This is a genomic window from uncultured Mycobacterium sp. (assembly GCF_964249325.1).
Taxonomy (GTDB): domain Bacteria; phylum Actinomycetota; class Actinomycetes; order Mycobacteriales; family Mycobacteriaceae; genus Mycobacterium.
Genome location: NZ_CAXUCH010000161.1, coordinates 1 through 10,057, shown reverse-complemented (window position 1 = coordinate 10,057; position 10,057 = coordinate 1). Strand labels below are relative to the sequence as shown.

Below are 10,057 nucleotides of genomic sequence, written 5' to 3'. Positions count from 1 at the left end.
CAGCCGCACGTCGATGCCCTTGGGGTAGTCGAGCCGGTCGACGCCGAGCAGGACCTTGCGGGGGTGGCCGAGTTCCGCCCGGATCTCGCGGGCTCGCCGCCGGACGCTGCGGTCGCGGGCCTTCTGGTCTAGCTCAGCGGAGTCGATGGAGATGGGGAAGGCGCCCACCCGGACGGTGCGTGACCCCAGGTCGACTTCACCGAACCGCGAGCGGACACCCACCGCGCCGCGGGAGGTATTGGCCCCGACGAGGCGCCGCGACAAGAACACGAAGTTCTGAGCGCCGCCGGGCAAATGGAATCCCACCAGGTCGGCGCCGAGCAGTCCTTCGATGATTTCGGTGCGCCACGGCAGTTGCATGAACAGCTCGACCGGCGGAAACGGAATGTGCAGGAAGAAACCGATGGTTAGATCCGGACGAAGCTCGCGCAGCATCTTCGGCACCAGTTGCAGCTGGTAGTCCTGCACCCACACGGTGGCACCGCGAGCCGCGGCGCGTGAGGTCGCATCGGCGAAGCGGTAGTTGACCTCGGCATAGCGATCCCACCATTCGCGGTGGTAGATCGGCTTGACGATGACGTCGTGGTACAGCGGCCACAGCGTCGCGTTGGAGAACCCTTCGTAGTACTGGGCGACGTCGTCGGCGCTGAGCCGGACGGGATGCAGCCGTAGATCCTCCGCCACAATGGGGTCTTCGTCAGCATCGACGATGCCCGGCCAACCGATCCAGGCTCCGCGGCGACGGCGCAGCAGCGGTTCTAACGCCGTGACCAGCCCGCCCGGGCTGCGCTTCCAGGTGGTGGTCCCGTCGGCGAGCCGTTCCATGTCGATCGGTAGGCGGTTGGCGACCACCACGAAGTCGGAGTCCCCGGGGCCCGAACTTTTGTGGCCCTCGCGTTCCCCGGGTGTCACTTACGTCTCGTTTTTCGTCGGTCCAATGCCGAGCATGGACAAGAACATCCGGCACTCGTCAGCGTCGTTCGCGTATGCGGCAACGACGCGTCTGGCCTGGCTGGCGGTGCTGTCCGTCAATGGTTCCACGTCGCCGATTTCGGCGGGGTCAGACTTGGAAGGCATGACTTCACTGTAGGTGAAGTGCGCTTCAGGCCGCAGGCATGCCGCCGCAACCCGCCAACGAGCGCGTTACGTGGTAGCCGTAATCTGTAAGCATCTGACTAATCAGGTGAGGTGGCGAATGGCAGTCCACGACGATGTGGGCACCGGCGCAGTCAATGGTGACTCGGCTGAGCTGGTGACCTACGAGACGCTCGACGAGGGCCGCATCGCCCGGGTCTGGCTCAACCGGCCTGAGGCGCACAACGCGCAGAACCGAACCCTGCTGGTCCAGCTCGACGAGGCGTTCTTGCGCGCAGAGGCCGACGACGAGGTCCGGGTGGTGATCCTGGCGGCGCGGGGCCGGAACTTTTCTGCCGGCCATGACCTCGGCTCTGAGGCGGCGCTGGCTGAACGCAAGCCCGGTCCGGCGCAGCATCCGACGTTTCGTGGATATGGCGCCACCCGCGATCCGATCGCCGAGAAAACGTTTTTGCAGGAATGGCACTTTTATTTCCAGAACACCTGCCGCTGGCGTGATCTGCGCAAGATCACCATCGCCCAGGTTCAGGGCAATGCAATCTCCGCAGGCTTGATGCTGATCTGGGCATGCGATCTCATTGTTGCCGCCGACAATGCGAAGTTCAGCGACGTGGTCGGAGTGCGCATGGGTATGCCGGGTGTCGAATATTACGCTCACCCTTGGGAATTCGGCCCGCGGAAAGCGAAAGAACTGCTGTTGACCGGTGATTCATTGGACGCCGACGAGGCGTACCGGCTCGGCATGGTGTCCAAGGTCTTTCCGCTCGACCAGCTCGAGGAGAAGACGTTGGAATTCGCGCGGCGTATTGCCGAGCGGCCCACGATGGCGGCGCTGCTGATCAAAGACTCGGTGAACGCCGCGTCTGATGCGATGGGATTCACCGAGGCGCTACGGCACGCCTTCCACGTGCACGAGCTCGGACACGCACACTGGGCGGCGCGCAACGAGAACCGGTACCCAGTTGGGCTGCCGCCCGATGTGGAGGACTGGCGCAACGCAAAGCCGTCGAAGATCGCCCGCCGCGACGAGCCCTAGAGGGCGCTGACCGTCACCGGTATGCCGTTGAGGGCGCCGTTGCCCGACGGCTCGTCGAGAAAGGTCGGCGGAGGAAGCACGTTGGTGTTGACGCCCGGGCTGCCGTTGGCCACCGACAGCCGCGTGCCCGGCTTGCCGTGGCCCCAGCCGTGCGGCAGCGAGACCACGCCGCGCTTGATTGCGTCGGTGACTTCGACCTGCACCTCAATCTCGCCAGCCTCCGATCTGACCACGACAACGTCGCCGTGGGCCACACCGCGTGGGCGCGCGTCGTCCGGATGCATCAACCGGGCGAGTAAGTGACCGGCATGCCGGACGTGCCGAGCAGCACCCCGGTATAGCGGGCCAGCGAGAATGAATGCGCGAGCGGGTTGCCGGTGTACGCGGTGACGGCCGCCGATGCCGTACTCGGCAATGACCGGTGCGAGCAGCTCGGTGCAGCGGCGAACCGCCGCTTCCCAGCTGACCTCCGTCCACCTGCCGTGGCGCAAGTACATGGTTCGATGCTTAGAACGGGTTTCAGTCCTAGTGAGGAGCTAGCGTGCGGCTTTCCTTCGACGATCGGACATATCTGGTCACTGGCGGTGGCAGCGGGATCGGCAAGGCGGTGGCGGCCGGGCTGGTCGCCTCGGGAGCGTCGGTAATGATCATCGGCCGCGATGCGTACAAGTTGCAGTCTTCCGCCAAGGAAATCGAAAAGGCCGGCGGCGGCTCGATCCGGTATGAACCGGCCGACGTGACCGACGAGGACGAGATCGCACAGGCGGTCGGCGCCGCGACTGCGTGGCGCGGTCGGCTGCACGGCTTGGTGCATTGCGCGGGCGGGTCGGAAACCATCGGGCCTATCACTCAGATCGACTCGGAGGCCTGGCGACGCACCGTCGACCTGAACGTCAACGGCACCATGTACGTCCTCAAACACGCCGCACGTGAGTTGGTTCGCGGTGGCGGCGGATCGTTCGTTGGCATTTCCTCGATCGCGGCCAGCAATACCCACCGCTGGTTCGGCGCCTACGGAGTGACCAAATCGGCAGTCGACCACCTGATGATGTTGGCTGCCGACGAGCTGGGCCCGTCGTGGGTGCGCGTCAACGGCATCCGGCCCGGGCTGATCCGCACCGATCTGGTTTCGGCGATCACCGACTCGCCGGAATTGAGCGAGGACTACCGGGTGTGCACCCCGCTGCCGCGGGTGGGTGAGGTCGACGACGTCGCGAACCTGGCCATGTTTCTGCTCAGCGACGCCGCCAGCTGGATCACCGGCCAGGTCATCAACGTCGACGGCGGGCACGCGCTGCGGCGCGGCCCGGACTTCAGCGCGATGCTGGAGCCGGTGTTCGGGGCCGACGGACTACGCGGAGTGGTCTGAGGCAGAACCGGCGTCCCGGCCCGCGAGCGTGGCGATCGCCGACCAGTCCAGGTCTCCTTGGCCGTTGGCCACCAGGCTCAGGAAGCGGTCGCGCAGCAGGCTGGCGAGTGGCAGCGGGACGCGAAGCTGGTCACCGGCTGCCAGTGCCAGCTTGATGTCTTTGAGTCCGAGGTTGGCGGCGAACCCAGCCGGTTGGAATTCGTGCCGTGCAATGAGCCCGCCGTAGGTCTGGTAGGCCGGCGCGCTGAACAATGTCGAGGTGAGGATGTCGACATACTGCAGGGGGTCCACACCGCCCTTGCCGACAAGTGCGATCGCCTCGCCTAGTGACTCGATGACCGAGGCGATCAGAAAGTTGCCGGACAGCTTGACGAGGTTGGCGGTGTGCGGCTGCTCGGAGACCACGAAGGTGCGTTGTCCGATCGTGTCGAACAGCGGGGTCAACCGGTCGAGGATTTCCGGTAGGCCCGCGGCGACGACGAAAAGCTTTGCCGCAGAAGCTGCTTCGGGTCGCCCGAATACCGGAGCTGCGACATAGTTCTGACCGGACTCGGTGTGTGCGGCGGCCAGGCGCTTCGACAGGCCGATGCTGATGGTGCTCGACGAGACGTGGGTGGCGCCCGGCTGCAGCGACGCGAGGATGCCCTGCGGGCCGTAGGTGACCTCCTGGACCGCCTCGTCGCCGGCCAGCATGGTGACCACGACCTCGCCGCGGCAGGCGTCGGCGACCGTGTGGGCCGGCGTTGCGCCCAGCTGGGCGACGGCTTCCGTCTTGGCGGCGGTGCGGTTGTAGACGGTGACCTGGTGGCCCGCGTTGACGAGGTTGGCGGCCATGCCGCGGCCCATGTTGCCCAGGCCGATGAATCCGATCTCCATGACCTCCACCATGCCCGCTACTGCGGCTGACCTTCCGCTCAATGAGATGACGATCTTGCGATCGCCCGGCCAAGCGGGAGGCTAGCCTGATATCAACAACGCCGGAGGATCCGATGGCTGCAACCTGGGACACAATCGATCGGTACGTCGTCATCTCGACCGACACCCACGCCGGGGCCGATCTCTACGAGTACAAGCAGTATTTGCCCGCGCGTCTGCACGACGAGTTCGATGCTTGGGCCAAGACCTACGTCAGTCCGTTCGACGACCTGATCATCGCCACGGCCAATCGGAACTGGGACCACGAGCTTCGGATCTCCGAGATGGACGCCGACGGGGTCGCTGGGGAGGTATTGCTGCCCAACACTGTTCCGCCGTTCTTCCCGACTACCCCCAACATCACCATCAGCCTGCCCCGGACCCGCGACGAGTTCGAAAAGCGTTGGGCCGGTGTACAGGCCCATAACCGCTGGCAGGTCGACTTCTGTTCGCTGGCCCCGACCCGACGCCGCGGCCTGATAGAGATCTTCCCCAACGACGTCGACCTGGCGTTGGAAGAGATTCGGTGGGGCGCCGAGCACATGTGCTTCGGCGGGGTGCTGATTCCGCCGGTGTCGCCGGGCGACCCGCACGTGGCGCCGCTGTTTCACACCCGCTACGAACCGCTCTGGGCGCTGTGCGCGGAGCTGGACATGACGGTGGTGCAGCACGCTGGCGCCGGCAGCCCCGAAATGCCGATGGACCAGCCGGCGTCCAACGCGGTATTGATCACCGAGATGGCGCTGTGGGCCCAGCGCACGCTCGGCCACCTCATCCTGGCCGGTATGTTCGAGCGCTACCCGACGCTGCGGTTCGTGCCGACCGAGCAGGGCACGCTGTGGGTGCAACAGCAACTGGCGGTGCTCGACGCGATGGTGCCCACCATGAAATCCGAGGCCCACAACCGCACCTACGGGATGTTCGGCGGGTCGTCGGTCGACGCCCTGACCATGAGCCCGAGCGAATATGCAAGGCGCAACTGCTATCTGGCCAGTGAGCTGGCGCCCTTCGACTCGGGGATGATCGATTTCATGGGAGCCGACCACATCATGTGGGGCAGCGACTATCCACACGAGGAGGGGTTCACCCCGCACTCAAAACTGGCCATCCGCTGGGCATTGCACAACAGGTCGGAAGACGAATGCCGGAAGATATTGGGTGGCAACGCCGGCCGGCTGTACAGATTTGACCTTGACGGGCTGGCGCCGGTTGCCGCCAAGATCGGGCCCACCGTGGCCGAGGTGCGCACCCCGCTCGAAGACACCGGCTATCGCGCACCGGCGGCCTTCGGTTATCGGCCGTTCGAAGGTGGGCTGGCCCTGAAGCGTCTGGCTCCGGCCCGCAGCTAGCGCCGCACCGGTCAGTGTCCCGGTCAGCGGTGAGCTGCCCACCGTTCAGTGGCGCGGTTGTTAACCTGGGCAAATGGCAGGCAGCGATCCGCCAGGCGGTCCGAATCTTGCGCCGACCAGCTGGGCGCTGCTCGGCATTACGGTCCTACGAACACGAGCTTTCGGGTTATGACATCCGAAAGTGGATCGACTGGAGCATGCGCTTTTACTACGGCAGCCCTGCCTACAGCCACATCTACTCTGAGCTCAAAAAACTGGAGCAGCTGGGCCTGGTGACTTCGCGCGTCGAGCACACGGGCGGCACCGTAATCGTCGGCTCTACAAGATCACTAAAGCCGGGCTAGACGCGGTGACCCGCTGGGCCAACGAGGCACCGGTCGACCCGCCGATCCTCAAACAAGCATGGGCCGCTGCGGGTGACATTGGCGCCGGTCAAAAGGCGTGGTCATGACCGTTCTGTTCATCGGGGGGACGTGGTGACTCGTCTATCTGCTGATCGTCTCAGGTGTTGCTTGATTTGCCGACAACGAAAAGACGGTGCGCAGTGCCTCGATGGCGTCGGGTTCACCGTGGAATTTGATTCGCCGCAGCGCGGCCCTGCGTTTGGCTTCAGTGGAGCCGAGGCGCGCGGTGGCGAGATCCGCGGCGCTGGCGCTAACCGTCACGTCGGGTTCGCCTCGAGCGGCCGTTAGATGGCCCTGATCCAGCGCGAATTCGAAACGCTGGCCGTCGATCTCGACACGGTAAGCCGCATTCATCCCAGCGGCCTTGATCGGGTCGAAGGGGACCACGATTAACGCGAGAAATCCAGTCAGCGGCGAGACGGGGCCACCGTCGATGGAGTCAAGCCGATCTAGGCCGAACCGGGCAAGGCTCTGCAGGATAGGTAGCACCCGCTGCCAGCCGGCGTCGCTGAGCGTGTAGACGGTGCGAGCAATCGGCGGCGGTAGCTCGGCGCGATCCACCAGCCCCGCTTTTTCCAGTTCCTTGAGTCGCTCGGCCAGCAGGTTGGTCGCAATGCCCGGCAGTTCGGCGCGCAGATCGCTGTAGCGGCGCGGTCCGGCGAGCAGCTCACGCAGGATCAGCAACGTCCACCGCTCACCGAGGATGTCGAGCCCCCTGGCGATCGGGCAGTTCTGGTTGTAGCTCTTGCGGCCGGCCACAAGAGCTACTCTACCAGCGCGAAACCCTTTTTCAACGTCATACTTGAAAAACTAATCCATATAGTTTAAATTCATGTCAACAACCGATCTTGTTGACGAAAGGAAATCCAGATATGGGAGGGAAGCCGTGACGCCGTCTGTTGCCGGGCCCGCCGGCACCCGCATCGTCGCCCACCAGGTCAATCGCCTGGTGATCGACTCCGATAGCGGCTTCGACGATCTGTGCCGGCGCTACGAGGCACTTGTCCCCGATATCGGGTCAGATGAACTGAGGGCCCTGCTGCAAATGGGCGAGCTGGACGACCGTTGTGCGCTACACCGCCGAACACACCGCACACGTTTGCCCGGTTTTGGTCCTTGGATCCGACACCGATGATGCGGCTACTGGGGCACAAGACCCGAGTGATGACCTACATGATGGGCAATAACGTGGTGGTGGAGACGATGTACCGCCACGATCCGGCGGTCATGCTCTATGCCCCGCTGCGCAAGTTCGTCTTCCCAACCCGTCGCCGCATCTACCGGGCGCGGCGACCATGGTACCGGCGACCAACGCCTAGCGATCATCACCGTGGATGTTTCCTTGGTCCGCGTCCAATACTTGCCTAGCGCTGACGCGTCAGATTCTCGCGTACCGGAAGCCCCGGCAAAACGCCTAGGCCACCGCGATGCTTGATCACCACGACATCTACGCTCTCGACGCGGCGGCGCTGTGTTCGAGTTGCACGACACCCCACCGTCTTGGCTGCCAACTCGGCCGCAAATCCGCACCGATCGGATCTGAAGGAGCGGGCATAAGAGACGACCACATCCACGACACAGCCGCTGTGCTGTCGCCCACCTTGTCAACTGCGTGGTTCTCGGCGAACCTACCTGATCTGAAAGAGCGGACATGACCACCACCCAAATCCCTGCCCAGTACTCGACTGGCAGGTCCCGGCGCAATATCGAGCAAGCCCTCATTGCCGCCGGGAAGGATCTCGACCACCTTGAGCCCTCAGACCTCGCGCTCCTCGAGGACTTCCACACGATGGGTCGCATAGCCACCAGCCAACTGGTGGACCTGATCGGAATCACATCTGCGGACGAGGTGCTCGACGCGGGCAGCGGGATCGGCGGTACCGCTCGCTTCGTCGCCAACCAGTGTGGTTGCAGCGTTGCCGCCGTCGATGTGACCGAGGAATACTGCGAAACGGCCCGTTGGCTCAATCGACTCGTCCGGTTGGCCGATCAGATTTCCGTTCATCAGGCAGACGTCACCGAACTGCCCTTCGCCGACGACACCTTCCAGGTCGTGTTCAGCCAACATGTTCAGATGAACGTGCCCGACAAGACCATCCTCTACCAAGAAGCCCGGCGGGTTTTAGCCAGCGGGGGCCGGATCGCGATGTGGGACATAACCACTGGCGAACGTGGCGAACTCCGCTATCCGCTGCCATGGGCCGACCAACCGGAACTCAGCCACCTGACCACGTCCGACCAGTTGCGGACTGTCGTCGAGTCGTCGGGATTTGCGATCGAGGTCTGGAACGATCTCACCGCACAGGCGGCCCAGATGATGCAAATGTTCCTGACCCTGCAAGCCAATCCACTCGGACTGCACGCCTTCGTCCCAGACTTCAACCAGAAAGCCCACAACCTCGCTCTTGCCCTCGCCGATGGACGACTTCGAGCCATCCAAGGCGTCGCAAAAGCAATCGATTAATAGACCGCGGTCGCCGAACGGTTGCTCAATGGCTGGGAGTCGCAGTCCCTGAGCCACTTTCGCAAATCGCTACGCCGCGACGGCTACCACGTCGACGAGCAGGCCGGCCGATCACGCCGGTGGGGCCGCAGCTGTCGATCGAGTCCATCGCGAGGCTCGCGGACCCGTCGGCCATTCGCGAGGGCTTTGAGCGCATCAGGCGCGCGATCGGCGATGATCCCGCGCTCGCGGTCGGCAGCGCCAAGGAACTGATCGAAAGCACCGCCAAGGTCGTTCCCACCGAACGCGGCCAGCCGTTCGACGACAAATCCGACCTGCCCAACTGGCTCGTGCAGCACAGCTTTCGCTCATGCTCGACACCCTCGCCGACCCCGATGCGCCCTGGCGCAAAGGTCACTCGTAAGCCGCGGTAAGCCGCGACCAAACGACGATCACGAAAACAACCAGATTCGTTGCGTACGAAACCGACCCCATAAAAAGCGGACCGGCTCAGCTCGTGGCGGCGGCCTGGCCGGCGCGGCGGCCGTAGAAGCTGCCGTCGCCGAGCGACATTCCGCTGGCATAACCCCAGGCGGCCAGACCCGCGGTGCAGCGGCCCGCCGCATACAAACCGGGGATCGGCTCCCCGCTGACGTGCAGCACCGCGGAATCCAGGGTGGTCTTCAAACCGCCCAGCGTGAACCCGCCGGTGCTTTCGCGCAGATCAATCGCGCCGACCGGCGACCCGATCGGGCGCAACCACTCGGACTTCTTGTGGAGTAACGGATCCTCGCCGTGGACCGCGCCGTCGTTGTACGCGGCCACGGTCGCCTGCAACGAGCCGGGCGCAAGACCCATCTCGTGCTCGAGCTCGGCCACGGTTTCGCACACCCAGGCCGGCTGGCGCAGCATCAATTTCGGGGAGAGCGACGCCATCGCCTCTTTCTGTGCGGCCTCGTCGACGATGAGGAATGCGCTGTTTTCCTGGTGGTACAGCGTGAGCTGGCCGACGCGGCCCGGATAGGTGTCCTCGGCCACGTACCGTTGGCCGCGGCTGTTGACCAGAATGCCGCGTACCAATTGCTGCGGGTCGATGACGATCGCCACTTCGGTGGCATCCATATGCGCCAGGTCGGCGCCCAGCGCCTGCGCCATCCGGATGGACTGACCGTCGTGCTGCTCGATCGACGCTGCCGGTCGACCGGCGATCCGAGGGGCGTATTGGGCAACCATGGCGTCGTTGTAGGCGAAGCTGCCTGTCGCGAGCACCACCGCGCGGCTTGCACGGATCGTCACGTCGTTGCCGTATTGGCGGGCGCACATTCCGACCACTCGCCCGCCGGATTCGACGACGAGTCGCTGCGCACCAACGTCGTAGACCGCGCGGGCGCCCGCTGCGGTGGCGGTTTCCACCAGCGGTTTCATCAACATGTAGCAAGCGCTAGA

General features: G+C 64.6%; 11 protein-coding genes and 2 pseudogenes. 7 read left to right on the top strand and 6 right to left on the bottom strand.

The window, feature by feature from the left end:
• Together ACFE99_RS17810 and ACFE99_RS17805 are read right to left on the bottom strand one after the other, a co-directional pair.
• Nucleotides 1-912: trehalose-6-phosphate synthase (locus ACFE99_RS17810; RefSeq protein WP_375487583.1), on the bottom strand; the 912-nt coding region annotated here is incomplete at its 3' end.
• Entirely contained in the window at nucleotides 913-1,077 is a 165-nt protein-coding gene (locus tag ACFE99_RS17805; RefSeq protein ID WP_375487581.1) for a hypothetical protein, read from the bottom strand.
• A 118-nt stretch (nucleotides 1,078-1,195) separates the two neighbouring features.
• Here ACFE99_RS17805 and ACFE99_RS17800 point away from each other — a divergent pair, with 118 nt between their 5' ends.
• On the top strand, nucleotides 1,196-2,131 hold the full coding sequence (locus ACFE99_RS17800) for an enoyl-CoA hydratase (RefSeq protein ID WP_375487579.1): 936 nt from the start codon (nucleotides 1,196-1,198) through the stop codon (nucleotides 2,129-2,131).
• On the opposite strand, the pseudogene ACFE99_RS17795 reads toward ACFE99_RS17800, so the two are convergent.
• Nucleotides 2,128-2,418: pseudogene (locus tag ACFE99_RS17795) on the bottom strand (molybdopterin dinucleotide binding domain-containing protein); the annotation flags it as partial. The gene ACFE99_RS17800 and the pseudogene ACFE99_RS17795 overlap by 4 nt on opposite strands.
• Before the next feature lie 254 nt (nucleotides 2,419-2,672).
• On the opposite strand from ACFE99_RS17795, the gene ACFE99_RS17790 reads away from it, so the two are divergent.
• Complete coding sequence (locus ACFE99_RS17790; protein WP_375487577.1) at nucleotides 2,673-3,500, top strand: SDR family oxidoreductase; 828 nt, start codon at nucleotides 2,673-2,675, stop codon at nucleotides 3,498-3,500.
• Here ACFE99_RS17790 and ACFE99_RS17785 read toward each other — a convergent pair.
• Entirely contained in the window at nucleotides 3,483-4,376 is an 894-nt protein-coding gene (locus ACFE99_RS17785) for an NAD(P)-dependent oxidoreductase (RefSeq protein ID WP_375487575.1), read from the bottom strand. The two genes, ACFE99_RS17790 and ACFE99_RS17785, sit on opposite strands and share 18 nt — an antisense overlap.
• A 113-nt stretch (nucleotides 4,377-4,489) precedes the next feature.
• Here ACFE99_RS17785 and ACFE99_RS17780 point away from each other — a divergent pair, with 113 nt between their 5' ends.
• Together ACFE99_RS17780 and ACFE99_RS17775 are read left to right on the top strand one after the other, a co-directional pair.
• Nucleotides 4,490-5,764 (top strand): amidohydrolase family protein, encoded by a 1,275-nt coding sequence (locus ACFE99_RS17780; protein WP_375487573.1) that lies wholly within the window; start codon nucleotides 4,490-4,492, stop codon nucleotides 5,762-5,764.
• Between the two features lie 73 nt (nucleotides 5,765-5,837).
• A pseudogene (locus ACFE99_RS17775) lies at nucleotides 5,838-6,167 on the top strand (PadR family transcriptional regulator); the annotation flags it as partial.
• A gap of 82 nt (nucleotides 6,168-6,249) precedes the next feature.
• On the opposite strand, the gene ACFE99_RS17770 reads toward ACFE99_RS17775, so the two are convergent.
• Nucleotides 6,250-6,927 carry a winged helix-turn-helix transcriptional regulator gene (locus tag ACFE99_RS17770; protein ID WP_375487571.1) on the bottom strand — a complete coding sequence of 226 codons (678 nt, stop codon included), beginning with the start codon at nucleotides 6,925-6,927 and terminating at the stop codon, nucleotides 6,250-6,252.
• A 372-nt stretch (nucleotides 6,928-7,299) separates the two neighbouring features.
• Here ACFE99_RS17770 and ACFE99_RS17765 point away from each other — a divergent pair, with 372 nt between their 5' ends.
• The 3 genes from ACFE99_RS17765 to ACFE99_RS17755 all read left to right on the top strand — a co-directional run bounded on the left by ACFE99_RS17765 (nucleotide 7,300) and on the right by ACFE99_RS17755 (nucleotide 9,045).
• Nucleotides 7,300-7,536: a hypothetical protein gene (locus ACFE99_RS17765; RefSeq protein WP_375487569.1), complete on the top strand. Its 237-nt coding sequence runs from the start codon at nucleotides 7,300-7,302 to the stop codon at nucleotides 7,534-7,536.
• Between the two features lie 283 nt (nucleotides 7,537-7,819).
• Entirely contained in the window at nucleotides 7,820-8,632 is an 813-nt protein-coding gene (locus tag ACFE99_RS17760; RefSeq protein ID WP_375487567.1) for a class I SAM-dependent methyltransferase, read from the top strand.
• 119 nt (nucleotides 8,633-8,751) lie between these two features.
• On the top strand, nucleotides 8,752-9,045 hold the full coding sequence (locus ACFE99_RS17755; protein ID WP_375487565.1) for a hypothetical protein: 294 nt from the start codon (nucleotides 8,752-8,754) through the stop codon (nucleotides 9,043-9,045).
• A gap of 76 nt (nucleotides 9,046-9,121) precedes the next feature.
• On the opposite strand, the gene ACFE99_RS17750 is transcribed toward ACFE99_RS17755, so the two are convergent.
• Nucleotides 9,122-10,057, bottom strand: a 936-nt coding sequence (locus ACFE99_RS17750) for an FAD-dependent oxidoreductase (RefSeq protein ID WP_375487563.1), incomplete at its 5' end; no start/stop codon positions are given.

Excerpts from the sequence above, each read along its gene's own strand:
- ACFE99_RS17765 (WP_375487569.1), top strand. The coding sequence starts at position 7,300 with ATGATGCGGCTACTGGGGCACAAGACCCGAGTGATGACCTACATGATG.
- ACFE99_RS17785 (WP_375487575.1), bottom strand. The coding sequence starts at position 4,376 with ATGGAGATCGGATTCATCGGCCTGGGCAACATGGGCCGCGGCATGGCC.
- ACFE99_RS17760 (WP_375487567.1), top strand. The coding sequence starts at position 7,820 with ATGACCACCACCCAAATCCCTGCCCAGTACTCGACTGGCAGGTCCCGG.
- ACFE99_RS17780 (WP_375487573.1), top strand. The coding sequence starts at position 4,490 with ATGGCTGCAACCTGGGACACAATCGATCGGTACGTCGTCATCTCGACC.
- ACFE99_RS17805 (WP_375487581.1), bottom strand. The coding sequence starts at position 1,077 with ATGCCTTCCAAGTCTGACCCCGCCGAAATCGGCGACGTGGAACCATTG.
- ACFE99_RS17800 (WP_375487579.1), top strand. The coding sequence starts at position 1,196 with ATGGCAGTCCACGACGATGTGGGCACCGGCGCAGTCAATGGTGACTCG.